This is a genomic window from Streptomyces nigra, assembly GCF_003074055.1.
Taxonomy (GTDB): Bacteria; Actinomycetota; Actinomycetes; order Streptomycetales; family Streptomycetaceae; genus Streptomyces; species Streptomyces nigra.
Map to the genome: position 1 here is coordinate 3,467,072 of NZ_CP029043.1, position 21,351 is coordinate 3,488,422.

Here is a 21,351-nt window from a genome sequence, read left to right on the forward strand (position 1 = left end):
CGCGGAAGGTGTCCCGGGAATTTTCCCGCACCCACGCGCCCCGAGCCGTTCGGCCGTCAGCTCAGCAGGTCGTCGACCTGGGCCTCCCCGTCGCGGTAGCGGCGGGTGATCTCCGCACCGCACTCGTCGGCGGTGCGCTGCAGACGCTGGCGCCGGCGGGAGACCTGCTGCTCGTAGCGGACCAGGCGCCCCATCGCGGCGCTCAGTTCGGCGTCGGTGCGGGCCCGCAGGTCGGACAGCTCGACCTCGGCCAGCATCTCGGACGCCAGCCGCCGCGACTCCTCGCTCTGCGGGGTGCCGAGCGTGACATGGCGGGCCGACGAGCGGTGCCGTGCGGGGGCGTCGGTGAGGATCTCCGGGAGGCGGTCCACGACGGCGGCGGCGCCCGCCGGGGACCGGCGTGCCAGCTCCGCCCGCAGGATGTCGATACGGCCCTGCAACAGGCGCCGCACATAGCTCAGATCGGCCTCGTCGCTCTGCGCGTCCCGGCGCAGTGTGCGCAGTTCGGGCAGGGTGAGAAGGGTCAGGTCCTGCTCGGGCGGCTCCGGGGGCAGCGGTGCGTGCGGGCCCGGGCCCGGATCGTCGGCGGTGCGCTGCGTGGGCGGCCGCAGACTGTCCAGCCGGCCCGTGTGGGCCAGCACGACAGCCCCGGGCGGCTGCCCGGTACTCGGTGTGCTCATGTGCCTCAACCGTCCCCTCGACCGGCGTGTGGGAGCATCGTGCCATCCCGACCGGCCCCCGAGTGACCGAGAGCCCCCGAACAGCCCCAGATGGGGGGTTACCTGTTCAAAAAGAAGCACCCGAAGGGGGCTTCGGGACAGCGGACGTCGCCCACCGGGCGGTGCCCGACCGTCTCCGGACGCACGGCATGATGGCCGTATGCGAGCTGTGGTGCAGAGAGTGGACGGCGCGAGCGTCGTCGTGGACGGCGAGACGGTCGGCGAGATCACCGGCGAGGGGCTGTGTGTCCTCGTCGGCGTCACGCACGAGGACACCAAGGAGAAGGCGGCGCAGCTCGCCCGCAAGCTCTGGTCGATCCGCATGCTGGACGACGAGAAGTCGTGCAGCGACATCGACGCCCCGCTGCTCGTCATCAGCCAGTTCACCCTCTACGGCGACGCCCGCAAGGGCCGCCGCCCCACCTGGAACGCGGCGGCCCCCGGCGATGTCGCCGAGCCGCTCGTCGACGAGGTCGTCGCGCACCTGCGCGCGCTGGGCGCGACGGTGGCGACGGGCCGCTTCGGCGCCAAGATGCGGGTGTCCCTGACGAACGACGGCCCGTTCACCGTGCTGATCGAGATCTAGACCCGGACCCTGCCGGTCAGGGCTCGACGACCACTTCCTGGGCGGCAGCGGTGTCGCCCGCGATCAGGCGGGCGTCCACGGGGACGTTGCGCTTGACCAGGGCGAGGGCGACCGGGCCCAGTTCGTGGTGGCGGACCGAGGTCGTGATGAAACCGATCTTGCGGCCGTCGGGCTCCTCGTCCGCGAGGCGGATCTCGGTGCCGGCGACGGGCAGGTGCACCTCGCTGCCGTCCAGGTGCAGGAAGACCAGGCGGCGGGGCGGCTTGCCGAGGTTCTGGACCCGGGCGACCGTCTCCTGGCCCCGGTAGCAGCCCTTCTGCAGATGCACGGCCGTACCGATCCAGCCCAGCTCGTGCGGGATGGTGCGGTGGTCGGTCTCGAAGCCCAGACGGGGGCGGTGCCGCTCGACGCGGAGCGCCTCGTACGCGAGCAGCCCGGCGGGCGGGCCGGCCTGCTCGGCGTAGGACTCCAGGTCCGCGCGGGGCAGGAACAGATCGCGCCCGTACGCCGTCTCGCGGACGACGACGCCCTCGGGGACCTCGGCGATCGACCCTGCGGGCAGGTGCACCACGGCGAACTCGCCGGTTCGGTCGGCGACTTCCACCTTGTAGAAGAACTTCATCGACTCCAGGTACGCGATCAGCGCTTCCTGGGTGCCGGGCTCGACGTGCGCCCAGACCGTCGTGCCGTCGTCGACGAGGTACAGGGCGTGCTCGATGTGGCCGTGCGCGGAGAGGATCAGCGCCTCGGTGGCCTCGCCCGCCGGCAGGTCGGCGACGTGCTGGGTGAGCAGCAGGTGCAGCCAGGTCAGCCGGTCCTCGCCGGAGACGGTGACGACACCGCGGTGGGAGAGGTCGACGAAGCCGGTGCCGTCGGCGAGGGCGCGCTGCTCGCGGAACAGATCGCCGTAGTGGGCGGCGACGCCTTCGTCCACGCCCTCGGCGGGCACGGCGCCGGGCAGGGTCAGCAGGGGGCTCTTCATGGGTCCAGCCTACGACCCGGTAGTTGAAGTCTTCCCGGTCGTCCCCCGGGCCGCGCAGTCCCGGCACCGGCCGAAGATCGCGAAGTGCTTCATGTCGGTCTCGAAGCCGAAGTCGCGGCGCAGCTTGGCGGTGAACTCGGCGGCCACCGACACATCGGCCTCGATGACGTTGTCGCAGTCCCGGCAGACCAGGTGGATGTGGTGGTGGCGGTCGGCCAGGTGGTAGGTGGGGGCGCCGTGCCCCAGGTGGGCGTGGCTGACCAGGCCCAGCTCCTCCAGCAGCTCCAGGGTGCGGTAGACCGTGGAAATGTTGACCCCCGACGCCGTCTTCCTCACTTCCACGAGGATGGCGTCGGGGGTCGCGTGCTCCAGGGTGTCCACGGCTTCGAGGACAAGCTGGCGCTGCGGCGTCAGCCGGTAGCCGCGCTGCCTCAGGTCGCTCTTCCAGTCGGTGCTCACCACACCGAAGAGTCTAGGACTACTTGAAGAAGGCGATGCCGTCGTCCGGCATGTCGTCGGGGAGGGCCTTGGCCCAGCGCTCGACGTCCTCGGGGGTGACGACCTTCTTCAGGTGCGCCGACATGTAGGGGCGCAGCTCGACCTCGGGGGTCTGCTTCTCGCCGACCCACATGAGGTCGCTCTTGACGTAGCCGTACAGGCGCTTGCCGCCGGAGTAGGGCCCGGAGGCGGCCGTACGGGCCACGGCGTCGGTCACCAGGTCGATCTGGGGCTTCTTGTCGGCCATCTCGCCGTACCAGATCTCGACCACGCCGTCATGGCGGACCATGGTCACCTCGACCTTGCGGTCGGCGTCGATGCGCCAGAAGCCGTACTCGGACTCCAGCGGGCGCACCTTGTTGCCCTCGGTGTCGAGCACCCAGGTGTGGGACTGGTACTCCAGGAAGTCCCGGCCGTCGTGCGTGAACGAGACCTCCTGACCGAAGTTGCACTTCTCGGAACCGGGGAAGTCGTGCACGCCCGCGCCGGCCCAGTTGCCGAGCAGGAAGGCGAGGGGCACGAGGTCCTTGTGGAGGTCGGACGGGATCTCGATCATGAGCAGCTCAGAAGTCTCGTACGTCTGGGACGGGGGGTCAGCGCTGGCCCTGGTACAGCTTCTTCACGGTCAGGCCGGCGAAGGCGAGGACGCCGACGCAGACCAGGACGAGCAGGGCTTCGAAGAAGATCTCCACGGGGTGCTCCTCGATTGAGCGGAGGTTGAGCGGAACGTACAAGGGCCGGTCCCCAGCTTAGTCGGCCCGGGACCGGCCCTTCGTGTGAGGTGCGCCCTCGCGGGATCAGCCGAGCAGCTGGCCCTGCAGGGTCACCGTCTGGCGGAACGGCACGGAGGCGGCGGTGCCCTTCCGTGACTGCACGATCACGGCGAGGACGTCACCTGCGCCCAGGTACGCCTGCCGGACCTGCTCCGCGCCGTACGGCTTGGACTCGGTGTACGCCCAGCGCGGGAAGTCACCGGGCCAGGGCAGGTTCGCGAAGCCCTCGTCGGCGACGGACGTCTCCGTGCCGCGCAGCTGGTAGCCCGGGGCTCCGAAGGGCGCCATGCGGGCGGCCAGGTCGTCCACGATCACCGAGGTGTCGAAGCGGAGCAGATAGATCCGGGTGCTGGTGCCGTCCTCGGTGGTCCAGCCGCGGGCCGCGATGTGCCGCAGACCGTCGTCCTTGAGCATCTGCCGCAGGTCGGCGCGCTCGTCCTCGTCGGCGAACTCCTTCAGGAAATCCTCTGTCGGCAGCCAGCCGTCCTCGCCGCGCAGGGCGCGGTCCTCGACGGCACCCGCGGGCGCGGGCAGCAGCAGAGCGCGCGGGTCGGCGTGGTGCGCCTCCGCGCCGTTCTCCTCGGCGAACGGCCGGGGGCTGCCCGACGGCAGTGGCGGCCGGGTCAGCGTGGGGTAGTCCCAGCGCCCGTCCGACTCGGTGGCGAGCCCGGGCACCTCGGTGCGTTCCATCCCCGTGATCCCGTACGCCGTTCCGGCCCCGACGGCCGCGAACACCACCACGGCGGCGGTCCAGCGCAGGACGGCCCGCAGGACCCGGCGGTCCTTCGGGGGTCCCGGAGTCTCGGGGACGGCGGTCTCCGGGGCTGGGGTCTGCTCCGGTGCGGGCGCCGGTGCCTCCGCCGTCGCGAGGCCGCCCGCGGGCGTCGTCTCGGGGCCCGGCTCGACGGCACGGGCCTGCTGCTCGGTCATACGGCCTTCCCGGGTTCGGCGATGCGGTCGAGCTGGGTGCTCATGAGCTTCGCGACGGCCTTGGCGTCCAGAGGGCGGGCGCCCTGCGCCGAGAGCGTGACCAGCACGTCCCCGACGTATCCGGAACAGGACATCTCGTCGGTGCCCTCGCTGAGCTCCTTCGGCATCAGGAAGCACTTGGCGTCCTTGTGACCCTTGACCGCCGGGCCCTTGCGGAAGATGTCGAGGGCGGTCAGAAGGCCGTTCTGGGTCCGGACCATGTCCCGAACGGCCGTGCGGTTGTCCATCCGGCTGAGCATGACGCTCACGCCGTAGATGTCGTAGACGGACCCTCCGGCGCGGCCGGCGGCGAACTCGCTGAAGTAGCTGCGCATCGCCACGCCCTTCGGGCGCATGCGGTCCATCCGCTTCTCCAGCTCACGGCGCTGGGAGCGCGGCAGGTCGCGCAGCGACTCCTTGCGCAGGGCCTCCGCCTGGGTGCCGGTGAGCTGGGCGTCCGAGCCGAACTCGCCCATGTCGGGACCGCGGACCCAGCTGTCCGTGCCGTACGGGACGAGCATCCCGGCGAGGCCGGTGGCCTTCGGCGCCTTCGCGGGGCGGTCGGCGGCGGCCGACGGGAACTTCCACGTCGGCGCCCCGGCGTCGCGGTCGGCGTCACGCACGGTGACGACTGTGTAGCCGGTGCCGGCGACGATCGCGGCGACGGCCACGACGGCTCCGGCGATGGTGGCGACCCGGCGGCGGGACCACCTCTTCCGGGCGGGCGGCTGCTCTTCGGCGGCCGTCTCGGCCGGGCTCTCGGTGGCGGGGGCGCTGCCCTCGTCCAGGGGACGTTCCTCGCTCACAGCCGCTCCATCTGCCGCTTGGCCAGTCCGAGAATGGTCTTCTTGCCGACCGGCTTGGTGGAGCTCACGAAGATCTCCATCTCGATGTCACCGCGCCAGGCGAAGGCTCTCGCTTTGTACTCCGGCAGGTAGCCCGGCTTGGTCTCCGGCTTCGTGTAGGCGTACGCCATGCCTTCCTCCGTGCCGGGGACGGGCCAGGACTGGTTGCCGTCGTCGTCCGCCCAGTAATGGGCTCCGTTCGATCTCTCGGACGCCGCCATCGACTCCTCCTGCCGGTACTGGACGAGCCGGATCTCCACCGCGGTCTGGCCCTGCTCCCAGGCGACGACGGCCGCACGCCGGAACTCGTCGCCCACGAGATGGGCGAAGGCGGGCTTGGGGCGCTCGAAGGCCTCGGCATAGGAGGCCAGGTCCATCCAGCCGTCCTCGGCCGACGACCAGTCGGCGTCCTTCGCGCCGCGCGGCTTCTTCAGCAGCAGCTTGCGCAGGTCGCCGTCGGTGCGTACGTGCCGGTCCCGCGCGGCCGACAGCGGCTCGGGAGCCTCGCCCTTGGACTGCTTCAGCGTCGGCTGGGACAGCGGCGGCAGCTTCGTGGGCTCGCGGTCGGCCTGCACCAGGTATCCGGTGCAGGTCCCGGCGACGAGCCCGAGCACGACGGCCCCGGCGATCAGCAGCGCCGTACGACCACGGCGGCGGGCACGGACCGGCGCTGCGGCGGTCTCCGGCTCGACGGCGCCGGGCTCGGCAGCGGTCTCCGGCTCGATGGCCGCCGGCTCGGCGGCGGTCTCCGGCTCGGCGGGCCCGGGCTCGGGCGCGGTGCCGGGTGGGGCCTTGCCCTCGGGCTCGCCCGGTCTTTCGGGTTGTTCCACGACGTCTCCCACAGTGCGTGACGTGCGCATTTCACATGCGGCGCACAGGAGACCGATGACCCAAGCCTCAGGTTGTAGCGGTCTTGATTACGATTCGGCCATGGCGAACAAGCTGGTGATCAAGGTGACGGCGGGGGCCGACGCTCCCGAACGCTGCTCCCAGGCGTTCACGGTCGCGGCGGTGGCCGTGGCCAGTGGCGTGGAGGTCTCCCTGTGGCTGACCGGCGAGTCCGCCTGGTTCGCCCTGCCGGGCCGGGCCGCCGAGTTCGAGCTGCCGCACGCGGCCCCGCTCCCCGACCTGCTGGACTCCCTCCTCGCGGGCGGCCGGGTCACCCTGTGCACCCAGTGCGCGGCCCGCCGGGACATCACGGAGAAGGACGTGCTCGAGGGCGTGCGCATCGCGGGCGCCCAGGTCTTCGTCCAGGAGGCGATGACGGACGGCACCCAGGCCCTCGTCTACTGACCCCCGGCCCCCGTCCAGCGACCGGCCTCCGTCCACAGGCAGAACGGGTGGCCCGCCGGGTCGAACAGCACCCGCACGTCGTCCTGCGGCTGGTACGCGGCGAGGGCGGCCCCCGCCTCGACGGCCCGCGAGGTCTCGGCGGCCAGGTCGTCCACCTCGACGTCCAGGTGGAGCATCATCTGCTGGTCGCCCGGGCGGCGCGTCGGCCAGATCGGCCGTACGTAGTCCGGTTCGGTCTCGAAGGCCAGCGCGACGCCCTCGGAGCCGGGCGGCGGGCCGATCAGCACCCAGTGCGGCTCCTCGGCCCGCACCACATAGCCGAGGAGCCGGCGGTAGAACCGCGCGAGTTCATGGGCATCGGGGGCGTCCAGCACGACGGTGGACACGCGGGCGGGCGGCATACGGCCCGTTCTACTGCGGCTTCTTCTTGCCGTCCAGCTCGTCCCACCACTCGTCGGACTGCGGGTCCCCGGAGGGCTCGTCCCACCAGCGGTCGTCGGGGCCGCGCCGGTTGGCGACCATCGCCGCCAGCGGCGGGATCACCATGGCGACCACGCACATGCCCACCGCGACGGGGACCGACCACAGGCGCACGACGGCCCACGCCAGGACGAAGAGCGTGACGCAGAGCCCCATCAAGGCGAAGTACCGGTGACGCCGCCGTGCGTACATACGTCCAGGGTAGGTCGGCTCGCCGGGCTCGCATGCCGAAGGGCCGCACCCCGGTGTCCCCGGGGTGCGGCCCTTCGTCCGTACTGCCTCAGACCGCGATCGCGACCTCGGCCAGGCCGCCCTGCTGGGCGACGACCGTGCGGTCGGCGGTCCCGCCCGGCACCAGCGCGCGGACGGTCCAGGTGCCCTCGGCCGCGTAGAAGCGGAACTGGCCCGTCGCGGAGGTGGGGACCTCGGCGGTGAACTCGCCGGTCGAGTCCAGCAGACGGACGTAGCCCGTCACCGGCTCGCCGTCGCGGGTCACATGACCCTGGATCGTGGTCTCACCGGGCTTGATCGTCGAGGCGTCGGGGCCGCCGGCCTTCGCTCCACACATGTCTTTCTCCAGGTTGGGTCTGACCGGAAGGAAGGCCGGTCGGGGTCGCTGAGGTGGGTTACTTGCCGGTGCCGAGCTCGATCGGCACGCCGACCAGGGAGCCGTACTCGGTCCAGGAGCCGTCGTAGTTCTTGACGTTCTCCACGCCGAGCAGCTCGTGCAGCACGAACCAGGTCAGCGCGGAACGCTCACCGATGCGGCAGTAGGCGATGGTGTCCTTCGCCAGGTCGACGTCCTCCTGGGCGTAGAGCTCCTTGAGCTCGTCGTCCGACTTGAAGGTGCCGTCGTCGTTGGCGTTCTTCGACCACGGGATGTTCGCGGCGGTCGGGACGTGGCCCGGGCGCTGCGACTGCTCCTGCGGCAGGTGCGCCGGGGCGAGCAGCTTGCCGGAGAACTCGTCGGGCGACCGGACGTCGACCAGGTTCTGCGAGCCGATGGCAGCCACGACGTCGTCACGGAAGGCGCGGATCGCGGTGTTCTGCGGCTTGGCCTTGTAGTCGGTGGCCGGGCGCTCGGGGACGTCGTCGCCGGCGACCAGCTCGCGTGCGTCCAGCTCCCACTTCTTGCGGCCGCCGTCGAGGAGCTTGACGTTCTCGTGGCCGTAGAGCTTGAAGTACCAGTAGGCGTAGGACGCGAACCAGTTGTTGTTGCCGCCGTAGAGGATCACCAGCGTGTCGTTGGCGATGCCCTTCTTCGACAGGAGCTTCTCGAAACCCTCCTGGTCGACGAAGTCGCGGCGGACCGGGTCCTGCAGGTCCTTGGTCCAGTCGATCCGGATCGCGTTGCGGATGTGGTTCTTCTCGTAGGCGGACGTGTCTTCGTCCACCTCCACGATCGCGATGTTCGCGTCGTCGAGGTGCTGCTCCAGCCAGTCGGCGTCGACCAGGACGTCGCTGCGGCTCATGTTTCTCCTCCGGGGCAGTTGCGGCGGGGCGTTGCGAAGGTGCGGGCGTGCGGTTCGGCACCGGCCAGGCGGCCGGTTCGCGCACGGGTGCCCGAGTCAGGGCTGCGGGGATGCGGGGGGTGGGACCGGCGCGGAGCCGGCCTGTCCGCTCAGAAGGGGCGACAGAGCATGGCGGCGACGCGGCACAGGTCTACTGCCCGCCGCTTCGTGAGGTCCGCCTGTCGCTTCATGGCCTCGATCGTAGGGACGGACGGGCGGCCATGTCACCGGTGTGTCGCATGCTGAGACAAGATTGTCCGGGATGTGAAACCAGAAGACCGCCGACCCCGCTCCGGAAGGGGTTCCGGGCGTCCGTGTCGGCGGTCGTGGTTAGGGGGCGGACGGCGGCGTCTCGCCCCTTGGACGCGCGGTGTCCGGCCCGGGAAGGCCGGCCGTCCGCTTCGTCCAGGCCCGTCCTACCCGGCGAGGCGGACGTTCGAACCCCGCACCGTGATCTCCACGCCGTCCTTCGCGGCCTGGACGCTGTCGAGCTTGATACCGCCGGGCAGACCGTCGATCTTCTGCTCGAAGTCGGTGATGGTCCGCACCCGGTTCTCGGCGACGTCGGCGCCGCCGAACGAGGGGAGCTTGTCCGCGTGCACCCGCACGGTGTCGCCCTCGGCGGTGACCGAGCTGAGGACGGAGACCGGCTGGGGCAGCTTGGTGCCGAGGACGGTCGCCTCGACGGAGACCTTGATCTTGCCGTTGCCGCCGTCGGAGAGGCCGACCACACGGGCGGTGACACCGGGCGCGACCTGCGTCTGCTCGGACTTGGCGGTCTTCAGCAGCTCGGCGTAGGTGATGGAGGCGGTGCCGGTGGCGCTGGCCGCCGTGGCGGAGCTGTAGTCGCCGGAGAACTCGACGCCCTTCATGTTCGCCTGGAGGTCGTCGATGCGGATCGTGCCGCCCTCGGCGGTGGCCTCGTAGTCCTTGATGCCGACCTCGACGTCGTCCAGCGTGCCGCCGGCGACCTGGGTGAGGAACGGGAAGCCCTTGATGGACACGTCCGGGGTGGCGGCGAGGTTCTCGGTGGCCTGGAGCTTCCCGGCGGCCTCGTCCTCGGCGAACCCGACGGCGAGCCGGTCGGCCAGCACGAACAGGCCGCCCAGGATCACCACGACGATGAGCAGTATGCGCAGGGCTCGCATGGCTGGTCTTCCCCCACCTCGACGGTCGTCCACGACGACGGTTCCCGACGGCCGGGTGGCCGTCCACGCCGTGAGACTAACCCCGTGGCGCGGCCGGACCGCCGGATTGTCGATCACCTGTGACAGGCGCGACCGTCCGGCGGCCCGGACCCCGGCCTCAGAGCAGGGCCCGCCCGAGCAGGTACACCGCGGGGGCCGCGGCGGCCAGCGGCAGGGCGACGCCCGCCGTGAAGTGGACGAAGCGCGAGGGGTAGTCGTAGCTCGCGACCCGGTGCCCGATCAGCGCGCACACGGCGGCACCGGCGCCGAGCAGGGCGCCCGCCGACCCCAGGCCGGTCAGCGCGCCGGCCAGCGCCCCCGCTCCCGCCGCGGCGAGCAGCGAGGCGGCCACGGACGCGGGCGTCGGCAGCGCCCGCACCAGGACGGCGACGGCGACGGAGGCGGCGCCCACGGTCACCGCGTCGCCGTGCGCGGCGAGGTAGCCGGACGCGACGATCGCGAGGGCGGCCGAGGCCACCGTCGCCATCAGGCCGTACATCCGCTCGTCCGGGTCGGCGTGCGAGCGGAGCTGGAGGACCAGCGCCAGCAGCACCCAGACGCCCAGCGTGCCGAGGATGGCCGCCGGGGTGCGGCCGGACGCCAGCAGCGCCACGTCCGCCGTGAGCGCGCCCGCGAAGGCCAGCGCGATGCCCTGCCGGGCGGGCCACATGCCGTTCAGCCGGAACCAGCCCGCGGCCGTCACCGCCTGCAGCGCGACGAGGGGAACGACGAGGGCGTACGGCCCGATCGCCGCGGCCCCCGCGAGCAGCAGCCCGAGCAGCGCGGTCAGCCCGGCCGGCTGCACGCCCGGCTCGATGATCGGCGAGCGGCCCTCGAGGCGGGCCCGCTGCGCGTCCGTGATGCGGGCGTTCCCGGCGACGGTCGCGGGCCCGTACCCGGGTTCGGAACCGTCGGCGGGCGGCGTCTGCGCGGGAGCGGGGGTCTGCGTCGGGGCGGGGGCCTGCGTGCCGCCCCAGCCCGGCTGCTGGTGGCCGCCGTAGGCCGCGCCGGCTCCCTGGGACGGCATGTACGCCGTCTCCTCGGCGGGCGGGGCCACCGGGGGCTGGACCTGTGTCTCCCAGGTCTGCCCCTGCCACTGCTGTGTGTACGGCTGGGCCGCCTGCGGGTCGTCGTACGGCTGCTGCTGCGGCCACCCCTGGGGCGCCGGCTGCTGCCGGTACGGGTCGTACCCGTCGTACCCGTCGTATCCCTGATACGGCTGGTCGGTCATCGTCACCCTCCTGCGAACGGCGGGAGCACCTCGACCGTGCCGCCGTCGGCCAGCCGTACCGTCTCATGCCCGCGGGTGCCCACGGGGTCACCGTCGACGAGGAACGAGCATCGCCGCAGGACGCGCTCCAGCTCACCGGGGTGCCGCGCGCGTACGGCGTCCAGCGCCTCGGCGAGCGTGGCCGCGTCGAACGCGTCCTCCGCCACCCCGGCTGCGGCCTTCGCGGCGGCCCAGTAGCGCACCGTGACCTTTGCCATCCCGTCCCTCGATCGGTCGTCTGTGTACACGGTCAGGCTAGCCGCACCGGGTGACGGCCCAGTCCCCGATCCGGGCCAGCAGGTCCTCGCCCGCCGCGTTCTCGGCGTGCCCCATGCCGGGCTCCAGCCAGAGATCGGCGTGGTCACCGGCCGCGGCGGCCAGCATCCGGGGGTGGTCGAGGGGGAAGTAGCCGTCCCGGTCGCCGTGCACGATCAGCAGCGGTGTCGGCGCGATCCTGGGGACCGCCTCGACCGGCGACATCGGCACCGGGTCCCATTCGCGGTGGTGGATGCGGACGCGGAAGCCGTAGCGGCCCACCAGCCGGCCCTCGGGGCGGGTGACCATCCAGTGCAGCCGGCGCATGAGCGGTGTGCCCCGGTAGTACCAGCGCGCGGGCGCGCTCACCGCCACCACCGCGTCCGTGCGGGCGTCGTCGTCGCGGTGGAGCGCGGCGTGGCGCAGGACCACCGAGCCGCCCATGGAGAAGCCGACGGTCACCACGCGCGCGTGCCCGAGTCGCCGCGCCCACCGCACGGCCGCGGCCAGGTCCAGCACCTCCCGGTCGCCGACCGTCGAGCGGCCGCCCGACGCCCCGTGGCCGCGGAAGGAGAAGGTGACGACCGCGCCGTACCGCCGGAGCACGCCCGCCACCCGTCGAATGTGAGGCCGGTCCGCGTCGCCCGTGAAGCCGTGCGCGACGACGAACACCGGGGTGTCGCCGGACGGCCGGCCCTCTTCGTATACGGCCTGGCCCGGGTCGTATACGGAATCGACGGCCACACCGTCGTCGGTGCTGAGGAACGTCCGCATACGTCCCGGTCCGGCCGCCTGGGCCGTCTCGGGATTCGGACGAACCGTGGATCGTGCCACATGACCTGCCGGACCGTTGCTCATGTGGGCTATTCTGCTGGGCAGAGGACTCGGGCAGCGTTGCCCCCGGGTCCTTTTGTGCTTTCGGAAGCGTTGTATACGACGCGGGAGACCGCGGGTGTGTACGGGGCCTTCGGGATCGCAGAGCAGTTCCGTACCGCACACGTCCTCGCAGGGACCGAGGAGGAACCAGACGTATGAGTTCTCTGCTGCTCCTGACCAACGCCCTCCAGCCGTCGACGGAGGTGCTCCCCGCACTCGGCCTGCTGCTGCACAACGTGCGCGTGGCCCCCGCCGAGGGCCCCGCCCTCGTCGACACCCCCGGCGCCGACGTCATCCTCGTCGACGGCCGCCGCGACCTGCCGCAGGTGCGCAGCCTGTGCCAGCTGCTGCGCTCCACCGGCCCCGGCTGTCCGCTCGTCCTCGTCGTCACCGAGGGCGGCCTCGCCGCCGTCACCGCCGACTGGGGCATCGACGACGTCCTGCTCGACACCGCGGGCCCGGCCGAGGTCGAGGCCCGGCTGCGGCTCGCCATGGGACGCCAGCAGATCGTCAACGACGACTCCCCCATGGAGATCCGCAACGGCGACCTGTCCGTGGACGAGGCCACCTACAGCGCGAAACTGAAGGGCCGGGTCCTCGACCTGACCTTCAAGGAGTTCGAGCTGCTGAAGTACCTCGCCCAGCACCCGGGACGTGTCTTCACCCGCGCCCAGCTCCTCCAGGAGGTCTGGGGCTACGACTACTTCGGCGGCACCCGGACGGTCGACGTGCACGTACGGCGGCTGCGCGCGAAGCTCGGCCCCGAGCACGAGTCGCTGATCGGCACCGTCCGCAACGTCGGTTACCGATTCGTTACCCCGGAGAAGCCGGAGCGCTCCGCCGAGGAGCCGAAGGCCGCTTCGGGGCGGGCAAAGCCGGTGGATACGGACACCGCGGCCGCCCTGGACGCCACCGAGCTCCGCGCCGACGCCTGACGGCCCGCCGGGCGGGGCGCACCGGCGCGGCCGGGTCCTGTCCGGCATACGGGAAGCTCCCGCACGCCCTGCCCAGAGTGGGTCCATCCGCGTAGACTCCGCGCGTGGCCAAGGTGACTCGCGATGACGTCGCACGACTGGCGGGGACATCGACCGCCGTCGTCAGCTATGTCATCAACAACGGACCCAGGCCGGTCGCCCCGGCCACCCGCGAGCGCGTGCTCGCCGCGATCAAGGAGCTGGGCTACCGGCCCGACCGGGTCGCCCAGGCGATGGCGTCGCGGCGCACGGACCTCATAGGCCTGATCGTCCCGGACGCCCGCCAGCCCTTCTTCGGGGAGATGGCGCACGCCGTCGAGTGGGCCGCCGCCGAGCGCGGCAAGATGGTCCTCGTCGGCAACTCCGACTACGTCGGCGAGCGCGAGGTCCACTATCTGCGGGCGTTCCTCGGGATGCGGGTCTCCGGGCTCATCCTCGTCTCGCACGCCCTGAACGACCTGGCCGCCGCCGAGATCGAGGCGTGGGACGCCCGGGTCGTCCTGCTGCACGAGCGGCCCGAGGCCATCGACGACGTCGCCGTCGTCACCGACGACCTGGGCGGCGCCCAGCTCGCCGTACGCCATCTGCTGGAACACGGGTACGCGTATGTCGCCTGTATGGGTGGCACCGCGGAGACCCCCGCGGTCGGCGACCCGGTCTCCGACCACGTCGAGGGCTGGAAGCGGGCGATGTCCGAGGCCGGGCTGCCCACCGAGGGACGGCTCTTCGAGGCGCCGTACAACCGCTATGACGCCTATCGCATAGCGCTCGACATCCTGTCCGGGCCGCGCCGGCCCCCCGCGATCTTCTGCTCCACCGACGACCAGGCCATCGGTGTGCTGCGCGCGGCGCGCGAGCTGCGCCTCGACGTGCCGGGCGAGCTGGCCGTCGCCGGCTTCGACGACATCAAGGAGGCGGCGCTGGCGGACCCGCCGCTGACGACGGTCGCCTCCGACCGCTCGGCCATGGCGCGCGCCGCGGTCGACCTCGTCCTCGACGACGGGCTGCGGGTCGCGGGTTCGCGCCGGGAGCGGCTGAAGGTGTTCCCGTCCCGGCTCGTCCAGCGGCAGTCCTGCGGCTGCGCCTGACCGTCTTTATATCGGGCATACGGCCTTCTGCCGGGCTTCTCAGCCCGCGCTCAGGAAGCTCTCATGGTCGGGCGCCACGCTCGACGGTATGACCGAGAGCTACCGCCGCAGCGGCGACGACGACCACCCGTACCCGGGCGCCCAGCAGCACGCCTCCTCCCCCGTGAACCCGGAATGGCCGCCCCCGCCGGCCTACCCGGCCGGTCACCCCGAGGGCGGGTCGGCGCCCACCGCTCTCTTCCACGAGCCGGTCGCGCAGCCGCCGGCCGGACGGACCCGCAGGCGCGGCCGCCCCGTCGCCCTCCTCGCCGCCGTCGCGATCGTCGCGGCGGCGATCGGCGGCGGCACCGCCTACGGCATCCAGGAGCTGACCCGCGACGGCACCGCGGCCACCGGAGCGCCCACCGGCACGACGGTCGTCCCGTCCAGCCAGAAGGGCACGGTCGCCGGGGTCGCCAAGGCCGTCAGCCCGAGCATCGTCGAGATCAAGGCGCAGTCGAACTCCGGCACCTCCACCGGCTCCGGCGTGATCATCACGAGCGACGGCGAGATCGTCACCAACAACCACGTCGTCTCCGGCGCCTCCCAGGTCACCGTGCGCACCGACGACGGCAAGCAGTACACCGCCGAGGTCGTCGGCACCGACAGCGGCAAGGACCTCGCGCTGATCAGGCTCAAGGGGGCGTCGGGGCTGACGGCGGCCACCCTCGGCGACTCCGGCGGGGTGCAGGTCGGCGACCAGGTCGTGGCGATCGGCTCGCCCGAGGGACTGACCGGCACGGTCACCAGCGGCATCGTCTCCGCGCTCGACCGCGACGTCACGGTCTCCACGGACGAGGGGCAGCGGCAGCAGCAGCCCGACGGCGGCTGGCCGTTCGAGTTCGGCGGCCGGGAGTTCAACGGCGACACCGGGTCGTCGACGACGACGTACAAGGCGATCCAGACGGACGCGTCCCTGAACCCGGGCAACTCCGGAGGCGCGCTGATCGACATGAACGGGAACATCATCGGCATCAACTCGGCGATGTACTCGGCCGCCGGGTCGGGCTCCTCCGACGCCGGCAGCGTCGGCCTGGGCTTCGCCATCCCGGTGAACACGGTCAAGGCCGACCTGGCGAAGCTGCGGGCGGGATCGCAGAGTTAAGGGCTGTCCCGTCATTCCCGGCGGGCGCGCGACGCCGGCTACGGCACCTCGCCGCGTTGTCGGGTCGTCCGCATACATCCAGTATGCGGACGACCCTCCGCCTTGCGATGCACCGCATCCGACGCCGCGCGCCGATCCACCGGGAATGACGGGACAGCCCTTAGGGCCTGTCGTCAACCGTGCGAGGCTGAAGACGTTCAGCCGCTGAATCCCGTCCGTCCCACCGCATCCGAGGAAACCGAGCCCATGAGCCCCGCCGACGGCGACCGTGAACCGCAGCGCATCCTGATCGTCGACGACGAGCCGGCGGTGCGTGAAGCCCTCCAGCGCAGTCTCGCCTTCGAGGGATACGCCACCGAGGTCGCGGTCGACGGGGCGGACGCCCTGGAGAAGGCGGCCGCCTACCGGCCCGACCTCATCGTCCTGGACATCCAGATGCCCCGGATGGACGGCCTGACCGCCGCCCGGCGCGTCCGCGGCTCCGGTGACACCACGCCGATCCTGATGCTCACCGCCCGCGACACCGTCGGCGACCGCGTCACCGGGCTGGACGCGGGCGCCGACGACTACCTCGTCAAGCCGTTCGAGCTGGACGAGCTGTTCGCCCGGGTCCGCGCGCTGCTGCGGCGCAGCTCGTACGCGGCGGCCGGGGCCGGCCGGCCGGACGACGGTGATCTGCTGGCCTTCGGCGATCTGCGGATGAACCTCGCGACCCGGGAGGTCTTCCGGGGCGGGCGGCCCGTCGAGCTGACCCGCACCGAGTTCACGCTGCTGGAGATGTTCCTGACGCACCCCCGGCAGGTCCTGACACGTGAACAGATCCTGAAGGCCGTCTGGGGCTTCGACTTCGAGCCCTCGTCCAACTCCCTCGACGTCTACGTCATGTATCTGCGCCGCAAGACGGAGGCGGGCGGCGAGCCGCGACTCGTGCACACCGTCCGGGGCGTGGGGTACGTACTGCGCCAGGGCGGCGCCGAGTGACCAGGGCGCTGCGCCGCTTCCGCGCCCTGCCGATCCGCACGAGGCTGTCGCTGCTGGTGGCGGCGGCGGTGGCGTTCGCGGTGGCGGCGGTTTCGGTGACGTGCTGGTTCCTGGTGCAGGGGAAGCTGTACGAGCAGCTGAACGACGACCTGAACGAGATGGCCCGCCGGCCCGGCACGGTCACGGCGCTCCTGCAGGAGTGCACGCAGGACCCCCCGGCCAATACGCAGGTCTTCCCGGGCCGCAGCGACTACGTCCAGGCGATCAAGGAGCGGGGCACCCCGTGCGTCGACCCGAACTCGCCGGGCACGGTCGAGGTCACCGGCTCCGACGCGGACGTCATCCGGCGTGCCGACCAGCGCAAGGTCCACTTCCGCGACGGCACCGACGACGACGGCGAGCAGGTCAGGGTGCTGACCCGGTACCTCGGGGTGGACCCGACCGACGGGCAGGGGGTCGCCCTCCAGCTCGCGGTGCCTCTCAAGAGCACCCGCGCCACCCTCAACGACCTGGCCCTCATCCTCCTTCTCGTCTCCGGGGTCGGGGTGGTCGGCGCCGGGGCGGCCGGGCTCGCGGTCGCGCGGGCCGGGCTGCGTCCCGTGGACAAGCTGACCGAGGCCGTCGAGCACGTGGCCCGCACCGAGGACCTGAGCATCCGCATCCCGGTGGAGGACGACGCCGAGGACGAGATCGCCCGGCTGTCCCGGTCCTTCAACTCCATGACGTCCTCGCTGGCCAGCTCCCACGAGCTGCAGCAGCAGCTCATCGCCGACGCCGGGCACGAGCTGCGCACCCCGCTCACCTCGCTGCGCACCAACATCGAACTGCTCACCCGCAGCGAGGAGACGGGCCGGCCCCTCCCGGAGGCGGACCGCAAGGCGCTGCTCGCCTCGGTGAAGGCGCAGATGACCGAACTGGCCGCCCTGATCGGCGACCTCCAGGAGCTGTCCCGGCCGCAGGGCCAGCGCGGGGAGCGGGTCCAGGTGGTCTCCCTGACGGACACCGTGGAGGCCGCGCTGCGCCGGGTGCGGCTGCGCGGCCCCGAGCTGACGATCAGCGCCGACCTGCGGCCCTGGTATGTCCGCGCGGAACCGGCGGCGCTGGAGCGCGCGGTGGTCAACATCCTCGACAACGCGGTGAAGTTCAGCCCGCCGGACGGCACGGTCGAGGTGGACCTGGCCGACGGTGTCCTCACGGTCCGCGACCACGGCCCGGGCATCGCCGCCGACGAACTGCCGTACGTCTTCGACCGGTTCTGGCGCTCCCCGAGCGCGCGGGCGCTGCCCGGTTCGGGGCTCGGCCTGTCCATCGTGGCCCGTACGGTCGAGCAGTCGGGCGGCGAGGTCGCGCTGACCCGGGCCGAGGGCGGCGGCACGGTGGCGACGGTACGGCTGCCGGGGGCGCCGACGCCCCCGCCCGAGACGCCGTAGCGGATCAGCGGGCGGCGACCGCGCGGCGCATGGTCTCCGCCGCGAGGCGGACGGCCGCGTCGCGGGTGGCGGTGGCGAGCAGGTCGGTGCGGATGGGGCCGCCCTGGGCGAGATGCCGGTCGTAGGGGAGCAGGACCACCGGGACCCCCGGTTCCCGCAGGTGGGCCACGGCCGTCCGCTCGTCGAGAGTGGCGTCCGGGGTGGCGGCGCTGAGGGCCACGACGGTGCTGTGCAGCGCGGAGTGCGGCAGCTGGGCCAGCCAGTCCAGCACCTGCCGGGTGCCGTGGATGCCCTCGGCGGTCATCGGGGCGACCACGACCCGGGCGTGCGCGGTGTCCATCGCCGTACGGGCCACCTCGCCGGGCAGCGTCTCGCTGTCCACGACGGTGACCGCGAAGTAGCGGCGCAGCGCGAGGGTCACGGTCCGGTAGGTCCGTACGTCCAGCGGGGCACCGACCCGGCCCTGGCTCGCGGGCAGCAGCCAGCCGCCGTCCTGGACGGGCACCAGATAGCCGGTGAGGTCGGTCAGGCCCATCGACGGGGTCAGGATCGACGCGAGGTCGGCGCAGGTCCAGCGCACGGTCTTGGCGCCCATGCGCATCGGGAGCGTGCCGAGGGCGGCGTCGGCCTCCAGGGTGAGCACGGGGTCGTGCCGGTAGTGGTTGAAGGTACGTCCGAGGAGCGCGGCGACCGTGGACTTGCCGACGCCGCCGCGGATCGAGGTGACGGCGACGACCCGTCCGGTGGTGACGGGCTGCTGCACCTCACGGGCGAGCCGGGTGTGCTCGGTGACCTCCTGCGCGGCCGACGCGGTCAGCCGGCGCAGCGAGGCACCGGCCCGCCGGGCGGCCGAGTCGCCGTGCTGCGGGCGTCCCAGGGCGACGGCGAGGCGGGGGTCGACGGTCGGCACCGACTCGGGTGTCCCCCGGGTGTGGTCGGGAACGAAGGTCTGCCGGGGGACCGGCGGCGGGGACGGCTCCTGGCCCCGGCCGCCGTCCGGTGCGGGCCCGAGCGGGCCGCGCTGTGTGTCCTGAGTCCCCGTCACGCCGTCACCCTGCCCTACGCGAAGCCGCCGGACACCACGACCGCCGTCGGTACCAGGGCGAGCACGGCCCACGGCTCCAGCAGGTCGCCGGCCCGGCGCAGCGTCGCGCGCAGCGCCTCGGACGGACGCACGGTCAGATGCAGCACCGCGAGCAGGGCGAGGACGACGACGCCCGGCTCCCCCCACGTGGCGGCGAGCCGCACGACGACGGCGGCGGCGGCCAGCAGCAGCGCCCCGACCTCGACGGTGAGGGGGTACGCGCGGGCCCGCAGGACGAGGACGAGGGCCAGCAGCACGGCGAGCGTCACCGTCCCGGCGGTCGCGGTGCGCAGCAGGAGGACGCCCGACGCGCCCGACGCCAGGGCGAGGACGACGGTCGCCGGGGCGAGGGCGCGGTGGGTGACCGCGAGGGCGGTGCCGGCGCCGTGGCTGCTGACGGAGACGCCGCCGGTGCGGCGGTCGTCGAGGGCGGTGAGGCCGCTGGCGGTCAGGGCGAGCCGCGGCAGGACGCCGAGGGCGAGGCCCACCGCGAGCGCGGGCAGGGCGGCGGCCCGGCTCTGCTGGACGGCCGTGTGTGCGCCGCCCTGGAACAGGACCGCCGCCTCTCCGAGGACGAGGCAGCCGACGATGGCCGCGGCGCCGGTCAGCGCGGGACGCCCGGCGGGGGTGCACCAGCCGGCGAGCGCCGACGCGGCGGCCACGGCACCGGCGAGGGCCGCCGCCCGCAGCGGTCCGGGCCAGTCGTGCGCGCCGGCCGAGGCCCACACGCCGACGACGGCCAGGGCGGCGGCCAGCGCGAGAAGGACGACGGCGGTCGTGGAGCGCCGGGCGCGCCCGCACAGGACCCCGGCCGCGGCGGCGGCCAGGGCGGTGGGGAGCAGGACGGACCCGACGGTGGCCGGGTCGAACCGGTGGAGGGCGAGGACGGCGGCGGCCGACGCCCAGAGCACGGCCGCGGTCGCGCCGGCGGCGCGTCGTGCGGAGGGCCGCCATCGCCAGGGCCGGACCCCGGGGTCGTCGGTGGACGCGTCGGCGGCGTCGTGCCCGGCGGGGCCGCGGGAAAGGACCTCCGGCGCCGGCGTGCGCTCGGACCCCGTGGTTGTCACGCGCCCGAACCTACCACCGGCCGATCCGGGTGGATGGAGAGGGCGTGAGGGAAGCGGGAAGGTCCCGCCCGCGCCTGTGACCAGGAGTGATCGCTGTTCCTCAACTCCGGCCGACCGCCAGGTCCGTGCCCTGGAGACGGACCCGGATGCCGTCCTTCTCCACACGGACGTCCCGCAGCCGCAGCCGTCCGTTGGGGGGTTCGGGCAGCCGGAAGCCGAGCGAGAGTCGGTCGGTGAGGACCGGGCGGGTGAGACGGGGCAGCGCGTCCAGGAGGGCCGGGTCGAAGCCGAGCAGGCCGAGCAGTTTCGGGTGCTCCAGCGCCAGGTCGATGAGGTTCAGGCGCATGGCCTGCCGTACGAAGCGGGGGCTGCCGGTCAGTTCGGTCAGCTTCGCCTCGTTGCGCAGGGCCGCGCGGACGGCCGTGTCGGGGACGCCGAGGCGCCCGACGACGGCCGGGACCGACAGCAGCGCCTTCGCCTTGCGGGTCTCGCGGGCCAGCCGGGCCGCCGACGTCCGGCTCAGATGCAGGCCGTCGGAGGCGCGGGCGCCGGGGCGGTAGGTCGCGAGGTCGCCGATCTCCAGGCGCATCCCGCCGATATGGGTGGCGATGCCGCGCTCGCCCTCGCGCCGGACCTGGGCCTCGGCGTGCAGTCTGAGGTCGTGCCCGGCGACGGGCAGGGTGCCGCGGGCCCGCACCCGGTCGCGGCCCTCGCCGGTGAACGTGACCTGGGAGGCGCCGAGTTCACGCCGCAGGTCGGCGAAGGAGAGCAGGACGTCGCCCTCCAGGGCGGGCACGAACGCGCCGCGCACCTTCAGCGGGCCGTCGGTGTCCAGGCGTACGTCGTGGGCGGTGGCCGTCACCTGGGCGAGCGAGACACGGTCGGCGGCCACGTCGGGGACGGTCACCCTGACCGAGTCGAGGCGTTCGCCGGCGAGCTGGGTGAGGAAGGGGAAGCCGTCGATCTCGACCTCGGGGGCCGCCGCGAGATGCAGGCGGTCCTGGAGGGCGTCCGCGGACCGGCGTTCGGCGTAGAGCAGGGCCCAGCGGTCGGCCAGGGTCAGGAAGGCGGCGAGGACGAGGAGGCCGACGACGGCCTTGAGGGCGAGCGGTGCTCCGGCGAGCCGGCCGCGCCGCCTGCGCCGGCCGTTCCTGCGGTGGTCCGGCGGGGCCCAGGGGTCGTCCTGGGCGTCCGCCTCCACGGGCCGAAGCCCGGTGTCCTCGGTGAGAACGTCCTCGGTGAGGAAGTGGTCGAGCGGGCCGTCGTCCAGCCTGCCGAGTTCCTCGTAGGGGTTCGGGGGGTGATGCGCCGTTATGTGGTGGGGGGAACGCATCGGTCC

The 21,351-nt window shown here is 73.0% G+C and carries 26 protein-coding genes; 7 read left to right on the top strand and 19 right to left on the bottom strand.

All coding sequences use genetic code 11. The annotated features are described in order from the left end of the window. Window positions 1-56: 56 nt before the first annotated feature. Window positions 57-680, bottom strand: coding sequence for an RsiG family protein (locus tag DC008_RS15920; protein WP_108707559.1), 624 nt, complete (start codon window positions 678-680; stop codon window positions 57-59). Between the two features lie 199 nt (window positions 681-879). On the opposite strand from DC008_RS15920, the gene dtd reads away from it, so the two are divergent. Beyond that, window positions 880-1,305 carry a D-aminoacyl-tRNA deacylase gene (gene dtd, locus DC008_RS15925; RefSeq protein WP_108707560.1) on the top strand — a complete coding sequence of 142 codons (426 nt, stop codon included), beginning with the start codon at window positions 880-882 and terminating at the stop codon, window positions 1,303-1,305. A gap of 16 nt (window positions 1,306-1,321) precedes the next feature. Here the strand turns inward: dtd and ygfZ are convergent, their stop codons facing one another. From ygfZ to DC008_RS15960, 6 genes are all read right to left on the bottom strand, one after another. Then, on the bottom strand, window positions 1,322-2,287 hold the full coding sequence (gene ygfZ / locus DC008_RS15930) for a CAF17-like 4Fe-4S cluster assembly/insertion protein YgfZ (protein ID WP_108707561.1): 966 nt from the start codon (window positions 2,285-2,287) through the stop codon (window positions 1,322-1,324). Window positions 2,288-2,296: 9 nt separating this feature from the next. Further along, entirely contained in the window at window positions 2,297-2,749 is a 453-nt protein-coding gene (locus tag DC008_RS15935) for a Fur family transcriptional regulator (protein ID WP_055624776.1), read from the bottom strand. A gap of 16 nt (window positions 2,750-2,765) precedes the next feature. Beyond that, complete coding sequence (locus DC008_RS15940) at window positions 2,766-3,341, bottom strand: heme-binding beta-barrel domain-containing protein (protein WP_055624777.1); 576 nt, start codon at window positions 3,339-3,341, stop codon at window positions 2,766-2,768. Between the two features lie 241 nt (window positions 3,342-3,582). Next, window positions 3,583-4,488 carry a hypothetical protein gene (locus DC008_RS15950; RefSeq protein WP_108707562.1) on the bottom strand — a complete coding sequence of 302 codons (906 nt, stop codon included), beginning with the start codon at window positions 4,486-4,488 and terminating at the stop codon, window positions 3,583-3,585. Continuing rightward, window positions 4,485-5,333 (bottom strand): hypothetical protein, encoded by an 849-nt coding sequence (locus DC008_RS15955; protein ID WP_235072096.1) that lies wholly within the window; start codon window positions 5,331-5,333, stop codon window positions 4,485-4,487. The genes DC008_RS15950 and DC008_RS15955 overlap by 4 nt, the downstream gene beginning before the upstream one ends. Then, on the bottom strand, window positions 5,330-6,202 hold the full coding sequence (locus tag DC008_RS15960; RefSeq protein ID WP_108707563.1) for a hypothetical protein: 873 nt from the start codon (window positions 6,200-6,202) through the stop codon (window positions 5,330-5,332). The genes DC008_RS15955 and DC008_RS15960 overlap by 4 nt, the downstream gene beginning before the upstream one ends. A 100-nt stretch (window positions 6,203-6,302) precedes the next feature. Between DC008_RS15960 and DC008_RS15965 the strand changes: the two genes are divergently transcribed. Beyond that, window positions 6,303-6,665, top strand: a complete 363-nt coding sequence (locus DC008_RS15965) for a DsrE family protein (protein ID WP_108707564.1) — start codon at window positions 6,303-6,305, stop codon at window positions 6,663-6,665. On the opposite strand, the gene DC008_RS15970 is transcribed toward DC008_RS15965, so the two are convergent. The 9 genes from DC008_RS15970 to DC008_RS16005 all read right to left on the bottom strand — a co-directional run bounded on the left by DC008_RS15970 (window position 6,659) and on the right by DC008_RS16005 (window position 12,226). Next, window positions 6,659-7,066 (bottom strand): VOC family protein, encoded by a 408-nt coding sequence (locus DC008_RS15970; protein ID WP_108707565.1) that lies wholly within the window; start codon window positions 7,064-7,066, stop codon window positions 6,659-6,661. The genes DC008_RS15965 and DC008_RS15970 overlap by 7 nt on opposite strands. 10 nt (window positions 7,067-7,076) lie before the next feature. Further along, window positions 7,077-7,337, bottom strand: a complete 261-nt coding sequence (locus DC008_RS15975) for a DUF3099 domain-containing protein (RefSeq protein ID WP_055624782.1) — start codon at window positions 7,335-7,337, stop codon at window positions 7,077-7,079. 88 nt (window positions 7,338-7,425) lie between these two features. Next, window positions 7,426-7,713, bottom strand: coding sequence for a DUF1416 domain-containing protein (locus DC008_RS15980; RefSeq protein WP_042174833.1), 288 nt, complete (start codon window positions 7,711-7,713; stop codon window positions 7,426-7,428). Between the two features lie 58 nt (window positions 7,714-7,771). Next, window positions 7,772-8,617 carry a sulfurtransferase gene (locus DC008_RS15985; protein ID WP_108707566.1) on the bottom strand — a complete coding sequence of 282 codons (846 nt, stop codon included), beginning with the start codon at window positions 8,615-8,617 and terminating at the stop codon, window positions 7,772-7,774. Window positions 8,618-8,766: 149 nt separating this feature from the next. Continuing rightward, complete coding sequence (locus tag DC008_RS36465; protein ID WP_350751515.1) at window positions 8,767-8,847, bottom strand: Ms5788A family Cys-rich leader peptide; 81 nt, start codon at window positions 8,845-8,847, stop codon at window positions 8,767-8,769. A gap of 225 nt (window positions 8,848-9,072) precedes the next feature. Then, window positions 9,073-9,804 (bottom strand): LmeA family phospholipid-binding protein, encoded by a 732-nt coding sequence (locus DC008_RS15990; protein WP_108707567.1) that lies wholly within the window; start codon window positions 9,802-9,804, stop codon window positions 9,073-9,075. Between the two features lie 157 nt (window positions 9,805-9,961). Continuing rightward, window positions 9,962-11,074, bottom strand: a complete 1,113-nt coding sequence (locus DC008_RS15995; RefSeq protein ID WP_108707568.1) for a hypothetical protein — start codon at window positions 11,072-11,074, stop codon at window positions 9,962-9,964. Window positions 11,075-11,076: 2 nt separating this feature from the next. Beyond that, window positions 11,077-11,331 carry a MoaD/ThiS family protein gene (locus DC008_RS16000; protein WP_055624786.1) on the bottom strand — a complete coding sequence of 85 codons (255 nt, stop codon included), beginning with the start codon at window positions 11,329-11,331 and terminating at the stop codon, window positions 11,077-11,079. A 37-nt stretch (window positions 11,332-11,368) separates the two neighbouring features. After that, window positions 11,369-12,226 (bottom strand): alpha/beta hydrolase, encoded by an 858-nt coding sequence (locus tag DC008_RS16005; protein ID WP_108707569.1) that lies wholly within the window; start codon window positions 12,224-12,226, stop codon window positions 11,369-11,371. Window positions 12,227-12,399: 173 nt separating this feature from the next. On the opposite strand from DC008_RS16005, the gene DC008_RS16010 reads away from it, so the two are divergent. The 5 genes from DC008_RS16010 (at window position 12,400) to DC008_RS16030 (ending at window position 17,861) form a co-directional block, all read left to right on the top strand. Beyond that, entirely contained in the window at window positions 12,400-13,179 is a 780-nt protein-coding gene (locus DC008_RS16010) for a winged helix-turn-helix transcriptional regulator (RefSeq protein WP_108707570.1), read from the top strand. A gap of 104 nt (window positions 13,180-13,283) precedes the next feature. Further along, window positions 13,284-14,306 (top strand): LacI family DNA-binding transcriptional regulator, encoded by a 1,023-nt coding sequence (locus DC008_RS16015; protein WP_055624789.1) that lies wholly within the window; start codon window positions 13,284-13,286, stop codon window positions 14,304-14,306. An 88-nt stretch (window positions 14,307-14,394) separates the two neighbouring features. After that, window positions 14,395-15,450: a S1C family serine protease gene (locus DC008_RS16020; protein ID WP_108707571.1), complete on the top strand. Its 1,056-nt coding sequence runs from the start codon at window positions 14,395-14,397 to the stop codon at window positions 15,448-15,450. Window positions 15,451-15,696: 246 nt separating this feature from the next. Then, on the top strand, window positions 15,697-16,431 hold the full coding sequence (locus DC008_RS16025) for a response regulator transcription factor (protein ID WP_108707572.1): 735 nt from the start codon (window positions 15,697-15,699) through the stop codon (window positions 16,429-16,431). Then, complete coding sequence (locus DC008_RS16030; protein WP_108707573.1) at window positions 16,428-17,861, top strand: HAMP domain-containing sensor histidine kinase; 1,434 nt, start codon at window positions 16,428-16,430, stop codon at window positions 17,859-17,861. The genes DC008_RS16025 and DC008_RS16030 overlap by 4 nt, the downstream gene beginning before the upstream one ends. 4 nt (window positions 17,862-17,865) lie before the next feature. On the opposite strand, the gene DC008_RS16035 is transcribed toward DC008_RS16030, so the two are convergent. The 3 genes from DC008_RS16035 to DC008_RS16045 all read right to left on the bottom strand — a co-directional run bounded on the left by DC008_RS16035 (window position 17,866) and on the right by DC008_RS16045 (window position 21,345). After that, complete coding sequence (locus DC008_RS16035; RefSeq protein WP_374207469.1) at window positions 17,866-18,906, bottom strand: CpaE/TadZ family protein; 1,041 nt, start codon at window positions 18,904-18,906, stop codon at window positions 17,866-17,868. 14 nt (window positions 18,907-18,920) lie between these two features. Then, complete coding sequence (locus DC008_RS16040) at window positions 18,921-20,012, bottom strand: type VII secretion integral membrane protein EccD (protein ID WP_108707574.1); 1,092 nt, start codon at window positions 20,010-20,012, stop codon at window positions 18,921-18,923. A 100-nt stretch (window positions 20,013-20,112) separates the two neighbouring features. Then, the gene (locus DC008_RS16045) at window positions 20,113-21,345 is read right to left on the bottom strand and encodes an LmeA family phospholipid-binding protein (RefSeq protein ID WP_108707575.1); all 1,233 of its coding nucleotides are present in this window, start codon (window positions 21,343-21,345) and stop codon (window positions 20,113-20,115) included. Between the last annotated feature and the right edge of the window lie 6 nt (window positions 21,346-21,351).